The organism is Pseudomonas sp. TE4620 (assembly GCF_056279045.1).
Genome location: NZ_JBWBQO010000001.1, coordinates 2960197 through 2984977, shown reverse-complemented (window position 1 = coordinate 2984977; position 24781 = coordinate 2960197). Strand labels below are relative to the sequence as shown.

Genomic DNA, 24781 nt, shown 5'->3' with positions numbered 1-24781 from the left:
AACGAGGGACGCCGCATGCACTCATTCAGTTTTGCTACCACCGCGCAGATCCTCTGCGAAGCCGGCGCCGCCTTGCGCCTGGCCAGCCTGTGCCGCGAGCGGGGGGCGCGGGCGGTGTTGATCGTCACCGACCCGGGCATTGCCCGCCTGGGTTTGCTCGAGCCACTGTTGCCCGCTTTTGCCCAGCACGGCCTGGCCGTAGAGGTGTTCGACCAGGTGCAGGCCGACCCGCCGCAAGCCTGTGTGCTGGAGGTGGTGCTGCAGGCGCGGGCGTTGCACGCCGACCTGATCGTCGGCTTTGGCGGCGGCAGCTCCATGGACGTCGCCAAGCTGGTGGCGCTGCTGGCGCACCCGCAATGCCAGCAACTGCTCAGCGATATCTATGGCGTCGACCAGGCCCGTGGCCGGCGCTTGCCGTTGATCCAGGTACCGACCACCGCCGGCACCGGTTCGGAAGTCACCCCGATTGCCATCGTCACCACTGGCGAGCACAGCAAGATGGGCGTGGTCTCCAACCTGTTGCTGCCCGACCTTGCGCTGCTCGACGCCGACCTGACCCTCGGCCTGCCGCCAGCCGTTACCGCTGCGACCGGCATCGACGCCATGGTTCATGCCATCGAAGCCTACACCAGCAAGCTCAAGCGCAACCCGTTGTCCAACCTGCTGGCCCGCGAGGCGTTGAAGTTGCTGGCGGGCAATCTTGACCAGGCGGTGCACAACGCCAGCAACCGCGAGGCGCGCCAGGCCATGTTGCTGGGCGCGTGCCTGGCCGGTCAGGCGTTTGCCAACGCGCCGGTGGCGGCGGTGCATGCGCTGGCCTATCCGCTGGGCGGGCATTTTCATATCCCCCACGGGCTGTCCAACGCCCTGGTGCTGCCCCATGTGCTGCGCTTCAACGCTGAAGCGGCGGCGCCCCTGTATGCCGAGCTGGCGCCGCTGCTGCTGGGTGAGCGCCTGCGCGCCGGCGATGTGCACAGCCTCACCGCGCAGTTGATCGATGAGCTGGCGGAACTGAGCCCGCGCTGCGGCCTGCCGAGCCGTTTGCGCGATGCCGGTGTGCCTGAGGGCAGTCTCGAACAGCTGGCCCGCGATGCCATGCAACAGCAACGCCTGCTGGTCAACAACCCGCGCGAGGTCAGTGAAGCCGATGCCCTGGCGATTTATCGGGAGGCGTTCTGATGGAGCAGCCCGGGCGCGAGGCCTTTCGTCACTTCCAGCCGATCACCACGCGCTGGCACGACAACGACGTCTATGGCCACGTCAACAACGTCGTTTACTACAGCTTTTTCGACAGCGCGGTGAACAGCTACCTGATCGAGCACGGCGGGCTGGATATCCACCAGGGTGAAGTGATTGCCTTGGTGGTCAATTCCAGCTGCGACTACTTCGCCTCGATCGCCTTTCCCGAGCGCATCGAGGTCGGCCTGGCGGTGAGCAAGCTGGGCAACAGCTCGGTGCACTACCGCCTGGGCATCTTCAAGGCCGGGCAGCAGCAGGCCAGTGCAGTGGGGCGCTTTGTTCACGTATTTGTCGAGCGCGCCAGCAACCGTCCGCTAACCATCCCTGAACCCTTGCGGGCGGCATTGGGCCGTTTGCGTTGTGACTGACTGGAGTACATCGCCATGCAAGACGCCGTAATTGTCTCAACCGCGCGCACGCCGATAGCCAAGGCCTTTCGCGGCGCCTTCAATGACTTCAAGGCACCGTCGATGAGCGCCGTGGCCATTCGCGCGGCGGTCGAACGCGCCGCCATCGAACCCGGCGAGATCGACGACCTGGTGCTAGGCACCGCCATGCAAAGCGGCACCGCTGCGACTAACCTGGCGCGCCTGTCGGCGCTGGCGGCGGGCTTGCCGCTGTCGGTCAGCGGCCAGACCATCGACCGCCAGTGCGCCTCGGGGCTGATGGCGATTTCGATTGCCGCCAAACAGATCATGGTCGACGGCATGCAGGTGGCGATCGGCGCCGGCCAGGAGCAGATCAGTCTGGTGCAGAACGCCCATATGCAGGCCGCAGCGGCCGAGCAGGACGCAAGCGTAGTGCGCATGGCCGAGCATGCCTACATGCCCATGCTGCTCACTGCCGAGATCGTCGCCAAGCGCTACGGCATCAGCCGCGAAGCCCAGGATGCCTATAGCCTGCAATCCCAGCAGCGCACGGCAGCAGCCCAGGCAGCGGGGCTGTTTGCCGATGAGGTCGTGCCGGTCAGCGTGCGCAAGAAAGTCGTCGACAAGCTCAGCGGGGCGATCAGCTACCAGGACGTGCACCTGACCCAGGATGAAGGCAACCGCCCGCAAACCACCTTGGCGGGCCTGCAAAACCTGACGCCGGTGCGCGAAGGCGGCTGCATCACCGCCGGCAACGCCAGCCAGTTGTCTGACGGTGCCAGTGCCAGTGTGCTGATGAGCGGGACGCTGGCGGCGCGTAGCGGGGTCAGGCCACTGGGCCTGTATCGCGGCATCGCCGTGGCCGGCCTGGCCCCCGAGGAGATGGGCATCGGCCCGGTGCTGGCGATCCCCAAGTTGCTGCGTCAGCACGGTTTGCGCGTCGATGACATCGGCCTGTGGGAAATCAACGAAGCCTTCGCCTGCCAGGTGCTGTATTGCGCACAGACCCTGGGCATCGACCCGGCGCGGCTCAACGTCAATGGTGGCGCCATCGCCATCGGCCACCCCTACGGCATGAGTGGCGCACGCATGGTCGGCCATGCCTTGCTCGAAGGCCGGCGCCGTGGCGTCAAGTACGTGGTGGTGAGCATGTGCGTGGGCGGCGGCATGGGCGCCGCCGGCTTGTTCGAAGTGCTCTGAAACCCTCAGCGCCCGCGATAGGCCCCGGGCGCGCAGGCGAACCAGCGCAGGCAGGCGCGGTGAAAACTCTGCACGTCGCTGTAGCCGAGCTGGTCGGCGATCTGCACCAGCTCAAGCTCACTGCCGTGCAGCAGGTCTTCGGCGCGGTAGCGGCGGTATTCGTCCAATAGCTCGGTATAACTCCAGCCCAGTGCTTTCAGGCGCCGGGCCGCGGTGCGTTCGAGCAGGTGCTGGTGGCTGCAGAATGTCGGCCAGCGCTCGCTGTCGGCAAGGCTCACGGCCAGGTGGTCGCTGGCCAGTTCCAGCAGGGTCGGCTGGCTGTTGCGCTGGGTTTGTTGCAGCAGCTCCACCAGCAACTGTTCCAGTGCCTGGTTGCCCGGCGTCAGCGCCTGTTCGAACACCCCTGGGTCAAGGCCGATGCTATGTTCGGCGTGGCCCCAGCTCACCGCCGTGCGCCAGGCGTGCGGATGCACGCGGGTGTCGGCCGGCGCCGGGTGGGCCAGCTCGATGGCGATGATCGGGTCCTGCTCCAGGCCGCTGGCCAGCAGTTTGCGGCGCAGCAGGCTGCACAGGCTGGTGAGCATGTAATCGGTGATCGGTGCTGTGGCCTTGAGGCTGCCGCAGTCCTGCAGGCGCAGGCTGACCTGGCCATTTTTACGCTCGATGCGGGCACGGAAATGGCCGTTGAAAAACGGAAAGTACTCGACAAAGTAGGCGCAGGCGCTGTCCAGCGAGGCGGCGACATCGAACAGGTAGGTCAGGCCGTTGGTGGCGGTGGAAACAAAACGCCGGCCGGCGGCCAGGCCGATAAAGGGGTCGTGGCTTTCGCTCAGGGCCAGGGTCCAGAAGCGCCGCGACAGCAGCAACGGCACGCGCAGGAACGGCGTGCGCAACTCGAACAGGCTACGGCGAAACACTGCCTCGATCAGCGTTTGGCTCACCCCGCGTTGCTGCAGTTCCTCGATGGCTGGCAGCAGGGTCGGGGCGTAGAAGGCATTGGGCGGCACGGGCTTCATGAGCGGCTCACCAGCAATTGTTGATCGACACTGAGGATAGCCGCGATCATCGCCTGCGCCGCGGGTGTCAGGCTGTCGCCGGCGCGGCTGACGATGCCGTACTGCAGCTGCAGGTCAGGGTCGTTGGCATCCACATCGACGAAGCTCAGCAGCTGGATCTCACCGGCCTCGACCCGTTCGTGCAGGGCTTCGGCGGTGGCCAGGCCAATGGCGTCCGAGCGCATCACCACCCGGCGAATGGCATCGAACTGCGCACATTCGACGCTGGTGACAAAGTCTTGGGTACCCTGGGCGCGGGCGAGGATCTTGCGGATCATCGGCGGGATGCGCGTGCCGGCGATCGGGTAGTCGAGCAGGGCCCTGAGGGTGAGCCCGGCGCGCGCGGCCAGCGGGTGCCCGGCTCGGCAGAAAAACCGCCCGCGCCGTGGCCGCAGCGCCTGCACCTGGTAGCGCGGGTCGTCCTTGAAGTAGCGCGAGTCGGCCACCAGGAACTCGATCTGCTGCTCCTTGAGCCAGCTGCCCAGTTGCTCCCAGTCGCCCTGGTGAAAGCGCGCGCGCACCAGCGGGTGGTCGTGAATGAACTGCGCCAGCGCCTCGGGCACCAGCAACTGGGCCGGGTAGGGGCCGCTGCCGAAACTCAGCTCGCCGCCTTCCAGGCCGTTGTATTGCAGCAGCTCGTTGTGCAGGCTCTGGCTGCTGGCCAGCAGGCGCCGGGCGTGTTGCAGCACCAGTTGGCCCTGGCCGGTCAGGCGAAATTCACGGCTGCCACGCTCGACCAGGGCGCAATCCAGATCGCGTTCCAGGGTCTGGATGCTGCGGCTGAAGGCCGGCTGGCTAAGGTTGACGGCATCGGCAGCGCGCACGAACCCGCGATAATCGGCCAGGGCCACGAAGTGGCGAAGTTGTCGAAGGTCCATCATGCGCCCCTTGCATGTTACGGATACTTTTTATGCATTTGATCGATAGTGTAGCCGCTGGCATAACTCAGGGCCTGATCATTTTGCGTGACCTGCCATGCTTGCTTCGCCCTATGTCTGCGCCGCCTTGACCCGCACCCTGGTCGCTCATGCCCAGGGCTGCGGGCTGCCTGTGAACCTGCTGTTGCAACGGGCCGGCATGGAGCCTGCGCAGTTGCACGGGCAAAGCCGGATAGGGGCGGCGCAGGTCGAGCAGCTGTTGAGCGAATGCGAGGCCGCTGGCGCCGGTCATGAGTTCGGTTGCGAGCTGGTCCCGGGCATGGCCACCCATTCGCTGCAGGGGTTGAACATCCTGCTCGACTCGGCCGCCACCGTCGGCGACAGCCTTGAGTGTTTTATCCGCTACCTGCCACTGGTGACCAACTGCCTGCTGGTCAGCCTGGAGGCGTCGAGCCTGCACCTGCGCCGCTATCAGCAGCAACCCCATCACTACATGCTCGACGCCGTGGTACTGAGCCTGGTGTGCAACATCGCCCGACGCGCCGGGCGCACGCCGGCGCAGGTGTTCACTCAGGTCAGCGTGCTACCGCAGCAGGCGGCAGGACGCTGGTTGCAGGGCTGGGGCGTGGCGGTGGTCAGTGGCCCATGGTTGAGCCTGCAACTGGCGCCGGGCGCGCTCGAACTGGCGTTGCCCGGTGCCAATGCTTTTCTGCACCAGGGCATGCTGCGCCAGTGGCAAGGCGCGGGCCTGGCCGAGGTGCGCGAAGACAGCCTGCACCTGGCTCGCCACTGGCTGGCGGCGGGCGACCAGCCCATCGAGCGAATTGCCGAACGCCTCGGCTACCGCCAGCCGAGCAATTTCATCCGGGCCTTTCGCAAGCAGTTCGGGGTCACGCCCAAGCAGTTTCGCCTGAGCGGATTGCAACCGGCCTAGGGGCATTTTTCGCAACGCCTTGATGATCGTTTTTTGTCGTGCGCCGCTTGCGTGTGGCGGCGGGCGCTTGGGCATCTTGATCGGGCTTGATCCCTATTGGAGCTCGATAATGACAACAACAAGCTCAACCCCATCACCTTTGCTGCTGACCTTGTTGGCGGCCTGCGCAGTACCGGCACAGGCCGCCAGTTTCGACATCAATGAAGACTGGAGTTTCACCACCCGCAGCACCTTGAGCCTTGGCAGCAGCTGGTCGACCCAGAGCCCCGACCGCCACCTGATGACCCGCGCCAATGCCCTGCAGGCCCAGGGCGTGAACGCCGATGGCACGGGCGTGAGTGCCGACGACAACCGCCTGAACTTCAAGAAGGGCGACCCGATCTCGCAAACCTTCAAGGGCCTGACCGATTTCAGCCTCGACGGCCAGGGCCAGGGCGCCTTTGTGCGCCTGAAGTACTGGTACGACCATGCCTATGAAACCGGCGACGGCCGCTTCAAGGATTTCGACGACAGCGGCTGGGATGACCTGGCCAGGTTCCAGGGCCTGCAAGTGCTCGACGCCTACCTGTGGAAAGACTTCGAGCTGGCCGGTCATCCGCTGAGTTTCAAGCTTGGCAAGCAGGTGCTGTCGTGGGGTGAGGCGCTGCTGATCCAGAACGGTATCAACGTCATCAACCCGCTGGACATCACCGCCTTCAACCGCCCCGGGGTCGAGATCAAGGAAGGCCAGCTGCCGGTGGAGATGCTCTCGTTCAGCTTCGGCGTATCTGACACTCTCAACCTTGAAGGTTTCTACCAGTACAACTGGCGCCCCAGCGTGCTCGATGGCTGCGGTACCTTCTTTGCCGGCAGCGATGTCATCCAGCCGGGCTGCGGGCCGCTGTACCTGGGCCAGGTGCTCACTGACCAGCAGATGCAGGCCAGCGGCCTGTACGCCAGTGCGCGTGGCAACGAGTCGCCGTCCGACAACGGCCAGTTCGGTTTTGCCCTGCGCCAGATGCTGCCGGCGCTCAATGATGCCGAGGCGGCGCTGTACTTCATCAACTACCACTCGCGCCTGCCGTACCTGACCCTCGATGCGCGCAACACCGCGCTGCCAGGGAATTTTCCCGGGGGCGGGCAGGGGCCTTCGTACGCTGCGGCCTTCCCCGAGAACATCCGCCTGTACGGGCTGAGCATCAACGGCGTCGAGCCCAACAGCGGTATATCGCTGGCGGCCGAGCTAAGTTATCGGCCGAACATGCCGCTGAGTTTCAACGCCCCGGATGTCACCACCGCGGTGGTCTCCGGAGCGGCCGGCAACTCGTGGGTGCAGTTGCCCGAGGGCTTCAACATCCGCGCTGGCGATCGCCTGGATGGCTGGGAACGCAAAGGCGTGTGGCAACTGACCAGCTCGGCGACCCAGGCCATCGACAACGTGCTCGGCGCCACCCGCCTGAGCCTGTTCGGTGAAGTCGGCGTGGTGCATATCGACGGCCTCGGTGACGAGCGCCTGGGCCGCAATGCCGCCTTTGGCCGCAGCGCGCCGCGCAACGGCAGCACATGCAACAGCGTCGCCTCCGCAGTGACCAACCGCTACTGCACCGACAAGGGCTTTGCCACCGACTGGTCCTGGGGCTATCGCCTGCGTGCCAGCCTTGAATACAGCGATGTGTTGCCCGGCGTGAACCTGATTCCGGCGGTCAACTGGCGCCATGACGTCGAGGGCTATTCCTACGACCCGCTCGGGCCGTTCCAGGAAGGCCAGCAGGCCCTGGGCCTGAGTCTTACCGCCAACTACCTCAACGATTACAGCGTGGAGCTGGCTTACAACAGCTTCTTCGGTTCCAACCACTACAGCACCCTTGATGACCGTGATTTTGCCTCGGTCAGCTTCAAGGTCGATTTCTAAGGAGAACAATAAAAATGCGTATCCATCCCCTGTTGTTGGCCCTGACCTGCGTCAGCGCCCTGGCCCAGGCCAAGAGCACAGACCTCGGCCCGTTGGACAAGACCCTCACACCCATGGGCTCGGAGCGCGCCGGCAATGCCGACGGCAGCATCCCGGCCTGGACCGGCGGCCTCGACAAAACCGCCGGCAGCCTCGATGGCAACGGCGGCTACAGTGACCCGTTCGCCAGTGAAAAGCCGCTGTTCACCATTACCGCGCAAAACCTCGGGCAGTACCAGAGTGCGCTCAGCCCCGGCCAGATAGCGATGTTCAAGCGCTACCCGGGCAGCTACCAGATGCCGGTGTACCCGACCCATCGCAGTGCGCGTTTGCCCGCTGCGATACTTGCCGACAGCCGCAGCAACGCCAGCAAGACCACTCTCGCCGATGGCGGCAACGGCCTGCACGACTACACACGCGGTATTCCATTCCTGCTGCCGACCGAAGGCATGGAGGTGATGTGGAACCACATGACCCGCTGGCGTGGTGGCAGCTTTGAGCGCTTCAGCAGTATTGCCCTGGTGCGTGAGAACGGTGCGGTCAGCTATATCCGCGCGCAGTCGCTGGTAAGTTTTGCCCAAGCGGTCACCGGCCTTGAGCCCAACGCCAATGTGCTGTTCATGTTCAAGAGCCGGGTGCTGGAGCCGGCGCGCCTGGCCGGCGAGACCGTGCTGGTGCACGAACCGCTCGACCAGGTCGTCGAGCCGCGTGCGGCCTGGCAATACCTGCCGGCGCAACGGCGAGTGCGACGGGCGCCGATGCTGGCTTATGACAACAGCGCGCGCTACAGCAACGGCCTGATCACCGCCGACAATATCGATGGCTTCAATGGCGCGCCGGACCGCTTTGACTGGAAGCTGATCGGCAAGCAGGAGTTGTACATTCCCTACAACAGCTATCGCCTGGGCAGCCGCGCCGTGAGGCTTGATGAACTGGTCAAGCCCAACCACATCAACCCGGCCTATACCCGCTATGAAAAGCATCGGGTCTGGGTGGTCGAAGCCACGCTCAAGCCTGGTGCCCGGCATATCTACAGCAAGCGCAGGTTTTATCTGGACGAAGACAGTTGGCAGATCGCCCAGGTGGATCAGTACGACAGCCGCGGCGAGTTGTGGCGCAGCTCGGAGCTGCATGCGATCCAGCACTATGATCACGACTTTACCTACAACGTGCTGGAGACTTCGTACGACCTGATCTCCGGGCGTTATTACGCCGGTGGCTTGAGCAACGAAGAGAAGGCGCCGATGCGCGTAGGGTTTACTGCCAGGACTGACGATTACACCCCTTCGCAATTGCGTCGCTGGGCCAAGTAGCACACGAGCCCTGCGGGCTCGATCGCCGGCAGGCCGGCTTCCACAGGTGCGGTGTACTCAGACCTGTGGTAGCTGGCTTGCCAGCGATGAGGGCCCTCAAGGCGTAACGATATTGAACTGCGGGCTGAAGCTGTCGAGGGTGCCCAGCAGTTCGGCGATTTTCTTGCCGTTGCCTTCGACCTTGATCAGGCCTTTTTGCATCGCCGTCGGGAAGTCCAGTTGCTTGAGGCTGATCTGTTCAAGGGTCGCCTTGTTCATGCTCAAGCTGGCATCGGCCTTGGGGTTCAGGCCCGCGCGGTGGGTCAGCACGCCATTGCGCAAGGTCAGGTTGTAGGCCTGGTCCGGGTCGGTAAAGCTCCAGTTCAGGTTCAGGTCATGGCCCACCGCCTTGTCGACATCGACGCGCACCGCCATGTAGTCGAAGAACATGTCCGCGGTCAGCGCCCGCACCATGTCCACCGACACCGAACTGCCCGCCTGGCTCGGCGGGCCATCGCGCAGTTCCATGGCACCGGTCAGGTACATGTTGCGCCAGGTGGCGTTCTCGCTCTGGTAACCGAGCTGTTCCAGCGCTTGCGCCTGAGTGCTGCGCGCCTGGGCGTTGTCGGGCTCGGCAAACAGCAGCTGGTTGCCCAGTTGCACCGCCCAGCGGTACTCGCCCTTGTCCATCGCCGCATGCACCTTGGCCAGCACCGCCTCGCCGCCGCCCATGGCCTGGACATAGTGCCGGGCGCTCTCGACCGGCGGCAGCGGGTTGAGGTTGGCCGGGTTGCCGTCGTAAAAACCCATGTAGCGCTGGTACACCGCCCGCGCGTTGAAGCTCAGCGAACCGTAGTAGCCACGGGCGTACCACTTGTTCGCCAGCTCCCCGGGCAGGGTCTGCATGTTCTGCGCGATTTCCATCGGCGTCAGGCCCTGGTTGAGCAAGTGCAAGGTACGGTCGTTGAGGAAGGCATACATGTCGCGCTGGTCGGCGATCAGCGTACGCACTTGCTCTGCGCCCCAGGTCGGCCAGTTGTGCTGGCCGAACAGCACCTCGGTCTTGTCGCCGTAACGGCTCAGGCTGGCGTCCAGGTACTGCGACCAGGCCTTGGCGTCACGTACCTGGGCGCCGCGCGGGGTGAGAATGTTGTGCAGGGTCTGCACCGCGTTTTCGGCAATGCCCAGGGCCTTGAACTGCGGCAGGTACAGGTTCATTTCCGCTGGCGCTTCGGTGCCTGGGGTCAGCTGGAACTCCAGTTCGATACCGGCCACGGTGCGGGTCTCGTAGGGCTTGCTGATCAGCTCGGTGGGTTCGATCAGGGTGATGGTGCCACCGGTGGTCAAGCCCTTGCCGATCCCGGTGTCGACCTGGCCCTGGGGCCCGCGCGGCAGGTACAGGCCGAACTGGTACTGGGCGCGCCGGCTCATGGCGTTGCCGGCATAGACGTTCTCGCTCATCACGTGTTCCATGAAGCCGCTGGGGGCGAACACCTTGACCTTGCCGGCCTTGACGTCGGCCTCGTCGATGACCCCGCGCACGCCGCCAAAATGGTCGGTGTGGCTGTGGCTGTAGATCACCGCCACCACCGGTTTTTGCGGGCGGTTCTGGTAGTACAGCTGCAGCGCGGCGCGGGCGGTTTCGGCGGTGGTCAGCGGGTCGATGATGATCAGCCCGTCGTCGCCTTCGATGATCGTCATGTTGGCCAGGTCCAGGCCGCGCACCTGGTACAAACGTGGCGCGACCTCGAACAAGCCGGCATGGGCGTTGAGCTGGGCCAGGCGCCAGAGGCTGGGGTTGACGCTGTCGGGGCTGTCTTCGGCGGCGAGAAATTTGTAGTCCTCAAGGCTCCATACCGGCTTGCCGGCGGCATCGCTGATCTTGCCGGTGAACGGCGCAACCAGGCCACGGGTAGCGGCCTGGTAATCGGCGCGGTCGGCAAACGGCAGTTGGCTCAGCACAGCGGCATTGCTGCTGCGCGTCGGTTCGCTGGCGCTGGCCGGGGCCTGGGCGGCGTGCAGGGGCTGGCTCAGGCACCACGCTGTGATCAGGCAGGCCAGGCGGGTACGTGGGTGCAGGGTTGGGAAGGGCATGGCAACTCCATTTTTTGTCGTTATGGCACACCCTTTCGAGCCTAAGGCTCGGGTGCGGGCCGCCAACAAGCCGCGGACGACAAAAACCATGCAGGGCGCTGTTCAGGGCGCTGAGCCACCCTGGCGCTCGGCCACCGCGCGCAAGGTGCGCAAGGACACGCTGGGGGCATCGAGGACGAACTGGTTGGCCAGCCACGAGGGAATGTCGCCGGCCGGATCGGCCTGCAGTTGGTAGGTCACTTCGGTGAGTTGCTCGCCCTTGGGCACGAAGGTCCACAGGCCCTGGAGCTGGCGCACGCGGATCTGCCCCGGCACATGCTTGACCATGCCCGGCACGGCCTTGATGCGCCGTACCAGGCTGCCGTCGTCGCGGCGCTCGCTCTGCACCTGGATGACCATGTCGCGGGTGCTGGCCGGCCAGGGCAGGGCGGTGGTCAGGTAGACCCAGGTGCTGTCGCCCTCGACCTTGAGCAGGCGCATGTCGGCGCAGCCGTACAGCCATTTGCAGGCAACCCGCAGGTTTTCCTGCAGCTCGCTCAAGGTCGACACGCTGGCCTTGATCAACGCCACGCCGCGAAACTGCTGGTAGGGCGAACCCGGCACCTCGCTGAGGTACACCTGGATGCCGTCTTCATCCTGCGCCAGGTGCCACTGTTCAGTGGCGCTGGCGCCGCTGCTGAGGGCCAGCAACAGGCACAAGACAAGGCGAAGGCGCATGACCAGGCTCCAGCGGTTGGGCGACTGTTCAGAGCATAGTGCCTGGGATCAGATCTGGACGAGCCGGCCCTTGTGTTCGGCTTGCAAACGGTCACCGCGGCCGAACAGCTTGTGGCGCAAGGTTCCGTCTTCATATGCCGTGCGATAACGGCCACGGCGTTGCAGCTCGGGCACCACCTGCTCGACCACCGCTTGCAGGTCGTCGGGCACTACCGCATAGGTGAGGTTGAAACCGTCGATACCGGTGTGGTCGAGCCAGTCTTCCAGTTGATCGGCAATCTCTGACGCTGAACCGAGCAACACCGGGCCGCGGCCGCCGAGACTGACGAACTCGGCCGCTTCGCGCACGGTCCAGCGCCGGTTCGGGTCGGCCTTGGTGAACACCGCCAGGGCAGTGCGGCCGGCGTCGTTTTCGATGTATTCGATCAACGCGTCGGGGTCGACCCCTGCGAAGTCGATCCCGGTCCAGCCCGACAGCAGGGTCAGCGCCGCCTCGACGTCCACGTACTGGCGGTACTCCTGCAGCCTGGCCTCGGCCGCCTGGCGACTGTCGGCGACGATCAGCAGCGCCTGGGCGTAGATCAGCACGTCCTGTTCAGGCCGGCCGGCGTCGCGGGTGGCCTTGCGGATGCCTTCTACATAGCCGCTCAGCGCCGCCTGGGTCGGCGCGCTGATAAACACGCATTCGGCATGGTCGGCGGCAAAGCGCAGGCCGCGCGGCGAGGCGCCGGCCTGGAACAGCACCGGCGTGCGCTGCGGCGAGGGTTGGCTCAGGTGAATGCCGGGCACCTGGAAGTGCGCGCCCTGGTGGTTGATCGGGTGCACCCGGGCCGGGTCGAGGAACTGGCCGCTGGCGCGGTCCTGCACCACGGCATCGTCGTCCCAGCTTTTTTCCCAGAGCTTGTACAGCACCTGCAGGTATTCCTCGGCCAGCTCGTAGCGCTCGTCGTGGCCCAGTTGCCGCGCCAGGCCGAGGTTGCGTGCGGCGCTGTCGAGGTAACCGGTGACGATGTTCCAGCCCACCCGCCCGGCGCTCAGGTGATCGAGCGTGGACATGCGCCGGGCGAAGGGGTACGGGTGCTCGTAGGTCAGCGAAAAGGTGATGCCAAAGCCCAGGTGTTCGGTGACCCCGGCCATGGCCGGGACGATCAGCAGCGGGTCGTTGACCGGTACCTGCACGCCGCCGCGCAGGGCGCCGTCGGCGCTGCCCTGGTAGACGTCATAGATACCCAGCACATCGGCAATGAACAGCGCATCGAACAGCCCGCGTTCGAGCAGGCGGGCGAGGTCGGTCCAGTAGCCCAGGCGATTGAAATCGACGCTGGTGTTGCGCGGATGGCGCCACAGCCCGGGGGACTGGTGGGTGGCGGCGTTCATACTGAAAGCGTTAAAGCGGATGGTCTTGGACATGGTCTGTACTCAGGGCAGGACCGACACCGGGTAGACCGCATCGGCCACCTTCAGCGCTTTGGGGATCAGGCCCAGGCCCTGGAAGGTGTCGGCAAGCTTCTGCTGCTCGGCGGTGATTTTTGCGTCAATGGCCACGGCGTTGTAGTTGCGCCGCTCGCTGGCCACCTGCAGCACATCGGCGCCGATACCCAGTTGCGGTGCCAGCAGGGCAGCGACTTCGTCGGGCTTCTGGTTGGCCCAGTTGCTGACCTTGGCCAGTTCGCTGAAGAAGGTCTTCAGCAGCGCGCGGTTGTCGTCGGCAAAGGCCGCCGAGGACAGGTAGAAGGTGCGGTTGTTGGACAGCCCGCTGCCGTCGCGCAGGTTCTTCAGGCCCGGTTGCTGTTCGGCGGCGGCGAGGAACGGGTCCCACAGGGTCACGGCCTGCACGCTGCCGGACTGCAGTGCGGCCACGGCGTCGGCGGCATTGTTGACGTAGGCCGGGGTGATGTCTTTGTAGCTCAGGCCGGCATCCTGCAGGGCCACGGCCAGCAGGTACTGGGCGTTCCAGCCGCGACCGGTGGCCACGCGCTGGCCCTTGAGGGCGGCGACGTTGGCGATATGGTCCTGGTCGCGCACCACCAGGCCGATGCCCTTGGGGTAGGGCTGCTCGGCGGCCAGGTACACCACCGGCTTGCCGGCAGCCTGGGCAAATACCGAGGGTGCATCGGCGGCATGGCCAAGGTCGATGGCGCCGGTGCTCAGCGCTTCAAGCAGCTGCGGGCCGGCGGCGAATTCGTACCAGCTGACTTTCACCCCTTGTGGCTCCAGGGCTTTTTCCAGGGCGCCGCTGCCTTTGAGGATGTTGATGCTGTTGAACTTCTGGTAGCCGATGCGCAGGGTCTTGCTCGCTTCGGCATGGGCCAGCGGGGCGGGCAGGATCAGCGCCGCCAGGGCGGCAAACAGGCCGCCGGTGAGCAGGCGACGCAGAGGGGAATGGGGCGTGTGCGACATGGGCGGACTCCTGGGGTTCAAGGGCAAGGCATGCCCGAAAATATAAGGAGCCCGCGCAGGCCCTTCAATTTGTTTATTCCAAATTGTTAGATTGTTTTGTTATTTTTATATCCTTTTATTCCTGTGGGAGCGGGCTTGCCCCGCGATTGCGATATGACTGACAGACCGCTATCGCGGGGCAAGCCAGCTCCTACAGGGTTAAAACTGCCACTGCACACCCAGGGAATAGCCAGCCTGATTACCCTCGCTATGGGCAAAGCGGCTGTTGACCTCGGCAAACACCCCCAACTGCTCGGTGAACATCAACTGCGCGCCCACTTGCGCGCGACCAAAGTCCTTGTCGACGCTGCCCATGTCCGCTACCCGCACACGGCCGTCGGCATTGCTGGTGAGGTCGATCTCGTCCAGGCGGCCATCGGCCAGTTCGCGTACCCAGCGCACGCTGGCGTAGGGTTGCAGGGCCATGTTCGCCCCCAGGCCAACGCTGCCATGCAGGCGCCAGCCGAGGCTGGCTTCGAGGGCGTCGTAGTTCTGCTTTTCGTAGCCCAGGGCAGTACGCAGGGCCTGGTCTTCGTGGAAGTCATCGATGCGATAGTGCATGTAGTCCAGGCCCGCCACCGGGCCGGTCTTCAAGGCGCCGAAGCTGAAGTCGTAGCCGCCGTCGAGCCGCGCGCCCCAGAACCACGCCGAGGTGTCGCCGGACAGGCGCTGGTCGAGCAGCACCGGGCCGTTGCTGGCCTGGATGTACACCGAGCGCTTGGTATCAAAGCTTGTATGCCCGGCGCTCAGCTCGCCGGCCAGCCATTGCGGGCCGCCGTCGTTGAGCAGGGCAAACAGCCCGGCCTGCCAGGCGTCGCCTTCGATGCGCCCGCCGTGGTCGAGGGCGTCGCGGCTGCGCTGGAAGCTCAGGCTGGCACCGACAGTCAGGACGTCATTGAGACGGTAATCGCCAACGGCATAAACGCCCACGCGTTTCGACTCGGGGTTGCCCGGCGCATCGAAACCGCTGTCTGGCGAAACTTCGCCTTCGATACCCACTTCACCATCAAAGCTGCCGACCGCCCGTGTGGCGTCCAGCAGGCTCAGCCAGCGGCGGTCATGCAGGCGGGTCAGGGCCTGGTGCTGGCGTTGCAACTGGTCTTCCATCTGCCGCGCCATGGCGCCGCCGGAGGCGGTAGAGGCGAGCAGGTCGGCGTTGGTCAGTTCCAGCACCAGGCGCGTCAGCAACCGCGAGAAGTCGCTCAGGCGCTGGTCGATGCGCTGCTGGCCGAAGGCGTTGGTCAGCACTTGCTGGTTGTCTTCAGCCGGGTCGTGCCAGGTCGAGCCGCCGGGGATCGCCGGGTTGTCGGTCTGCTCGTAGCCGTCCAGTTCACCCAGCTCCCAATTGGTGGCCTCGATGAACAGCACCGGCACGTTGAGGCTGTTGAAGCTTTCGCCGTCGCTGCAGCAGCCGGTGCCGGCCGGGTATTCGGGGTTCAGGCCGGGGTTGGTGAACAGCGCGATGTTCATCTCCTGGGCGATGCGCAGCAACTGGTCGCGGTAGGCGCCCAGGGCCGGGTTGGCGATGCTGTTGCTGGCGGCGTGGGCGTACATCTTGTCGCCGGTGATCAGGCTGTCGAGGTTGATCATGCCCAACAGGTTGGCGCGCTGGCTGTCGCTCAATGACGCGACATAGGCGCGCGAACCGCGCAGGCCTTCTTCTTCGGCACCAAAACCGACCACTTCCAGGCCGTTCTCCAGGGCCACGCCGCCCAGGTTGCGGGCGATCTCGGTGAGCACGGCGGCGCCCGAGGCGTTGTCGTCCAGGCCTTGCAAGGTAGGGCGGCCGAAGTAGGTGTCGTAGTGGGCGCCGAGCACCACGTAGGTGCTGTTCTGGCCCGCGGCGGAGGCGATGACGTTCTGCGAACTGCGGTTGCCGGCCCAGGTGAAGTCCTGGCGGCGGGTCTGGTAGCCGAAGCCCAGTTGCGTTTGCATCAGGGCGGTAGCACCTTCGAAACTGGCGGTACCGCGGTAACGTCCGGGGTAGTCGTTGATCAGACGGTCCAGGGTCTGCCCGGCATATTGCCCATATTCATAGGCGCTGGCGCCGGAGGACAACATTGCACAACCCAGGCTTACAGCGACTGCTAACGGTTTGAACACGGCACTTTTCCTTATGTGTCGTTACGAAAGGCGCATCATAGGATGCGTCGCCTCGCAGTAAGCAGGATGTGTACCGTTTTGTGACTGATGTAGGAAATTTATCCGGTTTTAGGCGTTTATCACTCCACGCAGCAACAGTTGCGTGAGGGTCTGCGCGCCCGCTTCCAGCTCGCTCTCGTTGATCTTGCCGACACCGCCGGCCATCAGTTGCGAGCCGAAATTAGCGTAGGCCAGGGTGGTTGCCCACAGGCTGATCAGCAGGTGCTGCGGGTCGAGCGCCGCCAACTGGCCACGGGCAATCCACTGGCGCAGGCAATCGAGGCTGCGCTCGACCTCACCCTGCAGATGTTCGATATGGCTGCCAGGCAACTGCCGCGCGCCGTGCAGCAATTCAGCCGCCAGCACTTTCGCCGCCCAGGGCTGCTTGCGGATCAGCCGCAGGTTGGCGCGGATCATGCCGCCCAGGGCGGGACCGGGTTCGCTGTCGGGCTGCAGCAGGGCGAAAGCCTGCAGGTAGGGCACGGCGACCATCTCCAGCACCTGCTGGTAGAGGTTCTGCTTGGAGCTGAAGTAGTAGTTGATATTGGCCTTGGGCAGCCCGCTCGAGCGCGCCACATCGCCAATGGTGGTGGCGGCGAAACCCTTGCAGGCAAAGCTTCTGGCCGCCTCGCGCAGGATCCGCGCACGGTTGCGCCGCCCGGTACTGTTGGGCTTGATCGGTGCCGGGCTGGCCGGCTCGTAGACCTCGAGGTGCGAAGGGTCAGGGGCGCCCGGGTAACTTGACTGGTCCATCTGCGGCCTGCTGATCGCGTACAATTTTCGTAATATACAAAATTATATAGCGATAGGCGCAGGCTTTCCCAGTCAGGCGACCGTGGCGAAAAAAAACGAGGGGGTTTTAGCTGCCCAGGGTCGCCAGCAACGCGGCGATCGCCACCTTGGCCACCTGCGCATCCTGCTCGGACCTGACCCCGGAAACACCCACCGCGCCGATCACCTGACCGTCCACCCGCAGCGGCACGCCGCCTTCGAGGGTGGCGTTGAGCACCGGCACCGAGAGAAAGGCCGTTCGCCCGCCGTTGATGATGTCTTCGTAGACCTTGCTGTCCTTGCGCCCCAGAGCCGCGGTGCGGGCTTTTTCCTGGGCGATGTAGGCGCTGATCGGCGGGCAGCCGTCCAGGCGTTCGAGGGCCAGCGGGTGGCCGCCGTCATCGACCACGGCGATGCTCACCGGCCACTGGTTGGCCTGGGCTTCGGCGCGGGCGGCGGCAAGCAGTTGCGCGACTTCGTGTTGGGTCAGTACGGCCTTGCTGAGCATGGGGAGGGCTCCACGAGTGAGAGGCGAGCAGGATGCGTCATTACTACCGTAGACGTTGCCGGATGTTTCTTGTCACTGCCTGCGACAACAGGCCGCACCCCGTAATTACTGGGATACAGACGTACGGGGCGCTGCGCGCTGGAACCTGCGTCCACCACCATGACAAAATGCGAAGGTTTCTCGACATGCCCTCTATCCAGGGGCTGGCACCTTCCCGAAAGGATGGTTACATGACTGATTTACTGACCCGGCGCCAGGTTGTTGCCGGGATCAGCCTGCTGGGCCTCGGCGCCCTTGCAGGTTGCGACCCCCGTTCCGGTGGCGCGCTGGACTTCAAGTACGGCAAGGACATGAGCAACAAGATCCTCGGTCGTTCGTTCAAGCTCAAGGATACCCAAGGCAACGTCCGTACCCTCTCGAGTTTCTGGGGTTCGATGCCGATGGTGTTCTTCGGTTTCACCCAGTGCCCGGCGGTGTGCCCGACCACCCTGGCGCGCGCGGTGCAGATCAAGAAGCTGATGGGCCGCGATGCAGGCTTTTTGCAGGTGGTGTTCATCAGCCTCGACCCCGAGCGCGATACCCCCGAGGTGCTCGACGCCTACGTCAAGGCCTTCGACCCCTCGTTCGTGGCGTTGTCCGGCACCCTCGAAGAAACCGCGGCAGCCGCCCGCGAGTTCGGTGTGTTCTACGAGAAGGTGCCAGCCGGCGATACCTATACCATCTCGCACACCTCGACCAGCTACGTCTTCGATTCCCGCGGCCAGCTGCGCCTGGGCCTGTCCCATTCGCTCAATGCAAAAGAGTGCGCAGAAGACCTGCTCACTGTCATGGAGGTGTGTTAATGCTTCGCAACCCTGTCAAACGTACCCTGGCCGCGCTGGCCCTGATCGGCCTGGCCCTGCCGGCCATGGCCGAAACCACCGTCAGCGACGCCTGGGCGCGTGCTACCGTGCCCAACCAGAAGTCCAGCGGTGCTTTCATGACCCTTACCGCCAGCACCGACAGCAAGCTGCTCAGCGTCGCCTCGCCGGTGGCCAGGACCGTGCAGGTGCACCAGATGAGCATGGAAAACGACGTGATGAAAATGGGCGAGGTCGACAGCCTGCCGCTGCCGGCCGGCAAGGCGGTGAGCCTTGACCCCAACGGTTATCACGTGATGCTCATGGACCTCAACCAGCAACTCAAGGAAGGCGAGCACGTGCCGCTGACCCTGGTGGTCGAGGATGCCAAGGGCGTCAAGCAGCGCATTGAAGTGAACGCGCCGGTGCGGGCGTTGAATGCGCAAGCCATGCATGGGCATGATCATCAGCCTATGCAGCACTGATAGAGGGCTGCTGCGCAGCCCATCGCTGGCAAGCCAGTTCCACAGTTCGGTGGGTGCTGGCTTGACCCGCGATCGTTTCAGCGCCGCCGGCGCCTGCCGGTGACCATCGACAGCGGCAGGTTCTCCTTCAGCCGCCAGCTCTCGAACAGCGCCGCCGCAATGTGCAGGCACACCAGCGCCAACAGGGCATCGGCCATCAACTCGTGAATATCGCGCAGGCCGTCGTCGCCCCAGAAGTAGTAGATCTCTTCCATCATGAAGCCGCTGACGCCAAGGCCGGCCATCAGCAGCAACATCAGCACCATCACCAGTGCGCCCAACGGCGAATGGCCGAGGCGGTGGTAGTCTTGGCCGCTGAACAGGGCCTGCAAGTGCCACTTCAAGCGCGTGGGCGTTGGCCAGAAGTGCGCCCAGCGCGCCGCCGGGCTGCCGACAAAGCCCCAGACACTGCGCAGCAGTACGATCGTCAGGCCGTAATAGCCCAGCCAGCGGTGCCAGCCATCGCCTTCTTCGGTGAGAAAATAGCCGCCGACAAACACCACCACCAGCGACCAGTGGCACAGGCGCACCAGCGGGTCCCAGAGGCGCAGGCTATCGTCGCTCACCTCACTCGATCTCTTCCTTCACCTTTTTACCGGTGACCGGATCGAAGTAGATCTCGACTTTTTTACCGTCCTTGTTCATGCCGTAAATCTCGTAGCAGTTGCCATCGGTGACCTTGAATTTATTGATCTCGTAGCCCTGCTTTTTCAGCTCTTCCTGAAAGTTGTTCTGGTCCTGCCATTGGTTCTTTTCAGCAGTGCTGCATTCGGTCTTGGCCAGGACGGCGGGGCTGATGACCAGCAGTGAGACAAGCAGAAGATGACGCATGACGAGTCCTCGGGTTGTCGAACAGGGGTGCCCGTTTGAGCTTATGCCAGGCTTGGCGACTTCGCTAGCGCCTCGTCCACCAGCTCGATCCAGTGCCGCACCGGGGTGCGCCCGGCGCCATCGAGGTGGGTCTGGCAGCCGATATTGGCGCTGACGATGACATCCGGCCGGCCGCTTTCCAGGGCATCGAGCTTGTTGTCGCGCAGTTGCCTGGCCAGTTGCGGCTGGGTCAGCGAATAGGTGCCCGCCGAGCCGCAGCACAGGTGGCCGTCGGGCACATTGCTGAGGTTGAAACCCAGGCGCTTGAGCAGGGCCTCGACGCTGCCGCCAAGCTTCTGCGCATGCTGCAGGCTGCACGGGCAATGCACTGCCAGCAGCTGGCCGCTGTGGCAGGCCAGTTTATCCAGGGGCTCGGCCGCGACGACCTCGACCAGGTCCCTGGCCAGTTCGCTGACCCGCCGGGCTTTGCTTGCGTACTGCGCATCGCCGTGCAGCAGCTTGGCGTAGTCCTTGACGAAGGCGCCGCAACCGCTGGCGGTTTGCACGATGGCTTCGGCGCCGGCCTCGATGGCCGGCCACCAGGCGTCGATGTTGTGCCGGGCGCGTTCAAGGCCACGGGCTTGGGCATCGAGGTGATAGTCGACGGCGCCACAGCAGCCGGCTTGGGGCGTGGCGGTGACGCTGATGCCCAGGCGATCGAGCACCCGCGCCGTGGCGGCATTGGTGTTGGGCGACAGGCCCGGTTGCACGCAGCCTTCAAGCAGCAGTACCCGCCGCTCATGGTGCGCTTGCGGGCGCGCCTGGGCCGTGGCTGCCGAGCGCGGCAGCTTGGCCTTGAGCGCTGCCGGCAGCAGGCTGTCGACGCTGCGCCCCAGTTGCACCAGGCGCTTGAACGCTGTCGGGTGGCTGGCCAGGTTACGCAGGCCGCTGCGCAAGGCCCGCTGCAGCGGCGGGCGGGCCACCGCCTGGTCGACCACGGCGCGGCCGATGTCCAGCAGGTTGTGGTAATCGACCCCGGACGGGCAGGTGGTTTCGCAGTTGCGGCACGACAGGCAGCGGTCCAGGTGCAGTTGGGTCTTGGCGCTGGCCGGCTGGCCTTCGAGCACCTGCTTGATCAGGTAGATGCGCCCGCGCGGGCCGTCCAGTTCGTCGCCGAGCAACTGGTAGGTCGGGCAGGTGGCGTTGCAAAAGCCGCAGTGCACGCAACTGCGCAGGATGCGCTCGGCCTCTTCGGCGCGGGCCAGACGCTTGGCGGCATCGCTCAGGGTGGTTTGCATGGCTCAGATCTCCGCGTACATCCGCCCGGGGTTGAAGATCCCTTGCGGGTCGAGGCGCTGCTTGAGTTGTTGGTGATAGCGCAGCAAGGCCGCGGGTAGCGGCTGGAACGGGCTGTCGCTGGCGCTGTAGCAGGTGGCATGGCCGCCCAGTCGGCTTGCAGCCGCGCGAATGGCCTCGGCCGGGGCCTCGGACTTGAGCCAGCGCTGGGCACCGGCCCAGTCCAGCAGTTGCTCGCCGGGCAGCTCCAGCAGCGGGCTGTGGTTGGGCAAGGATATGCGCCACAGCGGGCGCGGGTCGGCGAAAAACCCCAGACGCTGGTGGTTCAGGTCTTGCCACCAGCAAGCCTTGAAGCGCTCGCCGCCGAGCCGGTCGCGGGCGGCCTTGACCGAACCTTCACCGCCTTCCAGGCGCAGACGCAACACCGTGCCGTCATGGCAGGCGGCGCTGATCGGCAGCGGTTGCTGGCCCCATTGCGCCAGTTTCAGCAGGGCTTGCTGCGGGTCGAGCTGCAGGGCGATGTGCGCGTCGCAGCGCGGCTTGGGCAGCACTTTGAGCGACACCTCGCTGATCAGCCCCAGGCAGCCGAAGCTGCCGGCCATCAGCCGCGACAGGTCGTAGCCGGCGACGTTCTTCATCACCTCGCCGCCAAAACGCAGGTGCAGGCCCAGGCCGCTGATCACCCGGGTGCCGAGCACGTAGTCGCGAACCGAGCCGGCCCAGGGCCGGCGCGGCCCCGACAGCCCGGCAGCGAGCATGCCGCCGAGGGTGGCGCCGTCGTCACTGTGCGGCGGCTCGCAGGGCAGCATCTGCCCGGCGGCCTCAAGCGTCGCCGTCAATTCCGTCAGCGGCGTGCCGGCGCGGGCGGTGATCACCAGCTCCGTCGGGTCGTAGTTGACGATGCCGCGGTGCTCGCGGGTATCGAGCTCGATCCCGGCTACCGGGCGGCCGAGATAAGCCTTGCTGGCGCCGCCTCGAATGCGCAAGGGCGTGCCCTCGGCGCGGGCCTGGTTGACCTGTTCGAGCAGCGCCTGGCTGGCATCGTTGTTGTGCGCCAGCATCAGAAGCGCTCCAGCTCGGGGAAGGGCAGTTGCCCGGCGTGCACATGCATGGCGCCAAACTCGGCGCAGCGCTGCAGGGTCGGGATGTTCTTGCCGGGGTTGAGCAAGCGATGGGGGTCGAAGGCGGCCTTGACTGCGTGAAACAGGGTCAGCTCGTCGCTGCTGAACTGCGCGCACATCTGGTTGATCTTCTCGCGGCCGACGCCATGCTCGCCGGTGATGCTGCCGCCGACACTCACGCACAGTTCGAGAATCTCGCCGCCAAAGGCTTCGGCGCGCTCCAGCTCGCCAGGTTGGTTGGCATCGAAGAGGATCAGCGGGTGCATGTTGCCGTCGCCGGCATGAAAGACGTTGGCCACCCGCAGATCGTATTTATGCGATAGCGCGGCGATGCGTTGCAGCACATGGGGCAACTCGCGGCGTGGGATGGTGCCGTCCATGCAGTAATAATCGGCTGAAATTCGCCCGACCGCCGGAAAGGCGTTCTTGCGCCCGGCCCAGAACTTCACCCGCTCCACCTCGTCACGGGCCTGGCGTACTTCGCTGGCACCGGCCTGTTCGAATAGGGTACGTACCCGCTCGCAATCGTCGTGCACATCGGCTTCGACGCCATCCAGCTCGCACAGCAGAATCGCCTCGGCGTCGACCGGGTAGCCGGCATGAATGAAGTCTTCAGCGGCGCGGATCGCCAGGTTGTCCATCATCTCCAGGCCACCGGGAATGATCCCGGCAGCGATGATGTCGCCAACCGCGCGCCCGGCTTTTTCCACCGAGTCGAAAGCCGCCAGCAGTACCTTGGCCACCTGCGGCCTGGGCAGCAGCTTGACCGTTACTTCGGTGATGATCCCGAGCATGCCTTCGGAACCGGTGAACAGCGCCAGCAGGTCAAAGCCCGGGGCATCGAGGCTGTCGGCACCGAGGGTCAGGCATTCGCCTTCAACGGTAAGGATCTCGACCTTGAGCAGGTTGTGCACGGTCAGGCCATATTTCAGGCAGTGCACGCCGCCGGCATTTTCGGCGACGTTGCCACCGATCGAGCAGGCGATCTGCGACGACGGGTCGGGTGCGTAGTACAGCTCATAAGGCGCGGCGGCCTGGGAGATCGCCAGGTTGCGCACCCCCGGCTGCACCCGCGCGGTGCGCGCGGCGGGGTCGATGGCGAGGATCTTGTTGAAGCGCGCCATCACCAGCAGCACGCCTTTTTCCAGGGGCAGGGCGCCGCCCGACAGGCCAGTGCCGGCGCCACGGGCGACCACCGGCACCTTGCGGGCAAAACACAACCTGAGAATGCCTTGCACCTGCTCGAGGGTATGCGGCAGCAACACCAGCAGCGGCAGTGTGCGGTAGGCCGAGAGGCCATCGCATTCGTAGGGCTTGAGGTCTTCCTCGGCGTGGAGGATATCGAGATCGGGCAGTTGTGCCTGCAAGGCCTGCAGCAGCGCCTGCTTGTCGACGGCGGGCAGGGCACCATCGACGTTTTCGTCGTAAAGGATATTCATTGACAGCCAGTCACCGGAATGTGCCAGAAGTTGCTGGAAATCGTAGACGATAAACAGCACCTGGCACTGGCGACCCAGGCTCTTGGGCGATTGACCTCACGCGTGTCGCGCACCCGCCACCCGCCTTTGCGGGCTAGCGGAAACGCGGCAGCGGGCGTTCGACGCTCAGCGAGGTGAGGGTTTTTCTGACCAGCTGATCATCGGCTTCGACGGCCTTGAGGGTGTCGCGGATCTTGCCGGCCACCGGCACATCGCCCTGGCGGTCGATCCAGTCGGCAATCTCCTTGCACGCCGAAGCGAGCCGGGCCTGGCGCTGGTTGATCAGGTTAAGGGCTGTGGTGATCTCTTTATCGGACATGAGGGAATCCTCCATCTGCGCGAATAAAGTGTAGCAGCGCAGAAAAATCCTGCGCTGGGCCCTCAGCCAGCCAGGCGCTCGCGCACGCGCATCAGCGCATAACCGAGCAGGTTCAGCCCTTGCCACTGGCGTGGATCGTCCGCTTGCGCGGCCTTGGCGTCCAGGCCGATGCCCCAGATGCTGTCCACCGGGCTGGCCTCGACCAGCACCTGGCCGGCGGTAGAGAGTAGAAATGTGCGCAGCCCCGGGTTCTGTTCGAACTTGAGCAGGTTGGCCTGCTCGACGATCGCCGAGCGCTCGGCCACCCAGGCGGCGTCATCGTAGCCGGCGACTTCGCGGCCCAGCTTCTTGGCCTCGGCCGGCGTGCGCGCGGCGAGAATTTTCGCCAGCGTTGCCTGGTCGTCGAACAGCCGCGCCTTGCCGGCCATCATGTAGTGCTCGGCGCTGGGGTAGTGGAGGCCTTGCTCTTTGAAGCCGGCCTCGAACCACTGGCTGAAGCAGCTTTTGTCCGGCTTGCCCTCGACTTTTTGCCGGTGGCCCCAGAAGTACAGGTACTGCGGCGCCAGGCCCTGGTCGATAGCGCCGATCAGGCTGTCATTGTCGAGGATGTTGGCCAAAGCCTGGGAGGGTTGCGACATAGCGGGGAGTCTTCCATGAACGAATCGGGCCATGGTACTCCACGCCTGCGCGGTTGTGACAGCTTCGGTGCTGACGTACTATCCTTGCCAGCAAGCGATACCCCGCATACTTATAAATCTTTCCTCAGCGCACACGCTTCACTCAGGCCCGACCGGCATGAGTGTCTGGCGCTGGGCGCGTTTTCGTTC

At 65.0% G+C, this 24781-nt stretch carries 24 protein-coding genes; 8 read left to right on the top strand and 16 right to left on the bottom strand.

Annotation, left to right across the window (positions count from 1 at the left end; translation table 11 throughout):
• Positions 1–15: 15 nt before the first annotated feature.
• Genes ACZ9A3_RS13790 through ACZ9A3_RS13780 form a run of 3 tightly spaced genes read left to right on the top strand, consistent with a single transcriptional unit; the run spans position 16 to position 2807 of the window.
• The gene (locus tag ACZ9A3_RS13790; protein WP_476252791.1) at positions 16–1179 is read left to right on the top strand and encodes an iron-containing alcohol dehydrogenase; all 1164 of its coding nucleotides are present in this window, start codon (positions 16–18) and stop codon (positions 1177–1179) included.
• Complete coding sequence (locus tag ACZ9A3_RS13785; protein WP_093381235.1) at positions 1179–1607, top strand: acyl-CoA thioesterase; 429 nt, start codon at positions 1179–1181, stop codon at positions 1605–1607. Before ACZ9A3_RS13790 ends, ACZ9A3_RS13785 begins: the two co-directional genes overlap by 1 nt.
• Positions 1608–1622: 15 nt before the next feature.
• Entirely contained in the window at positions 1623–2807 is a 1185-nt protein-coding gene (locus tag ACZ9A3_RS13780) for an acetyl-CoA C-acyltransferase (protein WP_476252790.1), read from the top strand.
• Between the two features lie 5 nt (positions 2808–2812).
• Here ACZ9A3_RS13780 and ACZ9A3_RS13775 read toward each other — a convergent pair whose 3' ends face one another.
• The gene (locus tag ACZ9A3_RS13775) at positions 2813–3823 is read right to left on the bottom strand and encodes an AraC family transcriptional regulator ligand-binding domain-containing protein (protein WP_476252789.1); all 1011 of its coding nucleotides are present in this window, start codon (positions 3821–3823) and stop codon (positions 2813–2815) included.
• The gene (locus tag ACZ9A3_RS13770) at positions 3820–4740 is read right to left on the bottom strand and encodes a LysR family transcriptional regulator (protein ID WP_045195674.1); all 921 of its coding nucleotides are present in this window, start codon (positions 4738–4740) and stop codon (positions 3820–3822) included. The genes ACZ9A3_RS13775 and ACZ9A3_RS13770 overlap by 4 nt, the downstream gene beginning before the upstream one ends.
• A gap of 97 nt (positions 4741–4837) precedes the next feature.
• Between ACZ9A3_RS13770 and ACZ9A3_RS13765 the strand changes: the two genes are divergently transcribed.
• The 3 genes from ACZ9A3_RS13765 (at position 4838) to ACZ9A3_RS13755 (ending at position 8917) form a co-directional block, all read left to right on the top strand.
• Positions 4838–5674 (top strand): AraC family transcriptional regulator, encoded by an 837-nt coding sequence (locus tag ACZ9A3_RS13765; RefSeq protein WP_476252788.1) that lies wholly within the window; start codon positions 4838–4840, stop codon positions 5672–5674.
• Positions 5675–5783: 109 nt separating this feature from the next.
• Positions 5784–7565 carry a DUF1302 domain-containing protein gene (locus ACZ9A3_RS13760; RefSeq protein WP_401287276.1) on the top strand — a complete coding sequence of 594 codons (1782 nt, stop codon included), beginning with the start codon at positions 5784–5786 and terminating at the stop codon, positions 7563–7565.
• Positions 7566–7579: 14 nt separating this feature from the next.
• The gene (locus ACZ9A3_RS13755; protein ID WP_476252787.1) at positions 7580–8917 is read left to right on the top strand and encodes a DUF1329 domain-containing protein; all 1338 of its coding nucleotides are present in this window, start codon (positions 7580–7582) and stop codon (positions 8915–8917) included.
• A gap of 96 nt (positions 8918–9013) precedes the next feature.
• Here ACZ9A3_RS13755 and ACZ9A3_RS13750 read toward each other — a convergent pair whose 3' ends face one another.
• The 7 genes from ACZ9A3_RS13750 to ACZ9A3_RS13720 form a co-directional block, all read right to left on the bottom strand.
• On the bottom strand, positions 9014–10990 hold the full coding sequence (locus ACZ9A3_RS13750; protein WP_476252786.1) for an alkyl/aryl-sulfatase: 1977 nt from the start codon (positions 10988–10990) through the stop codon (positions 9014–9016).
• A 102-nt stretch (positions 10991–11092) separates the two neighbouring features.
• Positions 11093–11707, bottom strand: coding sequence for an START domain-containing protein (locus tag ACZ9A3_RS13745; RefSeq protein ID WP_045194331.1), 615 nt, complete (start codon positions 11705–11707; stop codon positions 11093–11095).
• Positions 11708–11755: 48 nt separating this feature from the next.
• Positions 11756–13117, bottom strand: coding sequence for an LLM class flavin-dependent oxidoreductase (locus ACZ9A3_RS13740; protein WP_476252785.1), 1362 nt, complete (start codon positions 13115–13117; stop codon positions 11756–11758).
• Positions 13118–13126: 9 nt separating this feature from the next.
• Positions 13127–14107, bottom strand: a complete 981-nt coding sequence (locus ACZ9A3_RS13735; protein WP_045194328.1) for an aliphatic sulfonate ABC transporter substrate-binding protein — start codon at positions 14105–14107, stop codon at positions 13127–13129.
• 198 nt (positions 14108–14305) lie between these two features.
• A complete protein-coding gene (locus ACZ9A3_RS13730; protein WP_476252784.1) occupies positions 14306–16249 on the bottom strand; it encodes an autotransporter outer membrane beta-barrel domain-containing protein in 1944 nt (647 codons plus the stop codon).
• 108 nt (positions 16250–16357) lie between these two features.
• Complete coding sequence (locus ACZ9A3_RS13725) at positions 16358–17041, bottom strand: TetR/AcrR family transcriptional regulator (RefSeq protein WP_093381261.1); 684 nt, start codon at positions 17039–17041, stop codon at positions 16358–16360.
• 106 nt (positions 17042–17147) lie between these two features.
• Positions 17148–17567 (bottom strand): heme-binding protein, encoded by a 420-nt coding sequence (locus ACZ9A3_RS13720; RefSeq protein WP_045194323.1) that lies wholly within the window; start codon positions 17565–17567, stop codon positions 17148–17150.
• Positions 17568–17797: 230 nt separating this feature from the next.
• On the opposite strand from ACZ9A3_RS13720, the gene ACZ9A3_RS13715 reads away from it, so the two are divergent.
• Together ACZ9A3_RS13715 and ACZ9A3_RS13710 are read left to right on the top strand one after the other, a co-directional pair.
• On the top strand, positions 17798–18409 hold the full coding sequence (locus ACZ9A3_RS13715) for an SCO family protein (RefSeq protein WP_038995914.1): 612 nt from the start codon (positions 17798–17800) through the stop codon (positions 18407–18409).
• Positions 18409–18891 (top strand): copper chaperone PCu(A)C, encoded by a 483-nt coding sequence (locus ACZ9A3_RS13710; RefSeq protein ID WP_195884543.1) that lies wholly within the window; start codon positions 18409–18411, stop codon positions 18889–18891. Before ACZ9A3_RS13715 ends, ACZ9A3_RS13710 begins: the two co-directional genes overlap by 1 nt.
• Before the next feature lie 77 nt (positions 18892–18968).
• Here ACZ9A3_RS13710 and ACZ9A3_RS13705 read toward each other — a convergent pair whose 3' ends face one another.
• The 7 genes from ACZ9A3_RS13705 to ACZ9A3_RS13675 form a co-directional block, all read right to left on the bottom strand.
• Entirely contained in the window at positions 18969–19496 is a 528-nt protein-coding gene (locus ACZ9A3_RS13705) for a cytochrome b/b6 domain-containing protein (RefSeq protein WP_045194317.1), read from the bottom strand.
• Between the two features lies 1 nt (position 19497).
• On the bottom strand, positions 19498–19761 hold the full coding sequence (locus ACZ9A3_RS13700) for a PepSY domain-containing protein (protein WP_476252783.1): 264 nt from the start codon (positions 19759–19761) through the stop codon (positions 19498–19500).
• 41 nt (positions 19762–19802) lie between these two features.
• On the bottom strand, positions 19803–21038 hold the full coding sequence (gene glcF, locus ACZ9A3_RS13695; RefSeq protein WP_476252782.1) for a glycolate oxidase subunit GlcF: 1236 nt from the start codon (positions 21036–21038) through the stop codon (positions 19803–19805).
• A 3-nt stretch (positions 21039–21041) separates the two neighbouring features.
• Positions 21042–22097 carry a glycolate oxidase subunit GlcE gene (gene glcE / locus ACZ9A3_RS13690; RefSeq protein ID WP_476252781.1) on the bottom strand — a complete coding sequence of 352 codons (1056 nt, stop codon included), beginning with the start codon at positions 22095–22097 and terminating at the stop codon, positions 21042–21044.
• On the bottom strand, positions 22097–23596 hold the full coding sequence (gene glcD / locus ACZ9A3_RS13685; protein WP_093387457.1) for a glycolate oxidase subunit GlcD: 1500 nt from the start codon (positions 23594–23596) through the stop codon (positions 22097–22099). The genes glcE and glcD overlap by 1 nt, the downstream gene beginning before the upstream one ends.
• 133 nt (positions 23597–23729) lie before the next feature.
• A complete protein-coding gene (locus ACZ9A3_RS13680) occupies positions 23730–23954 on the bottom strand; it encodes a hypothetical protein (RefSeq protein WP_010222367.1) in 225 nt (74 codons plus the stop codon).
• A 62-nt stretch (positions 23955–24016) separates the two neighbouring features.
• Positions 24017–24592 carry an NADAR family protein gene (locus ACZ9A3_RS13675; RefSeq protein ID WP_258594046.1) on the bottom strand — a complete coding sequence of 192 codons (576 nt, stop codon included), beginning with the start codon at positions 24590–24592 and terminating at the stop codon, positions 24017–24019.
• Positions 24593–24781 lie beyond the last annotated feature (189 nt).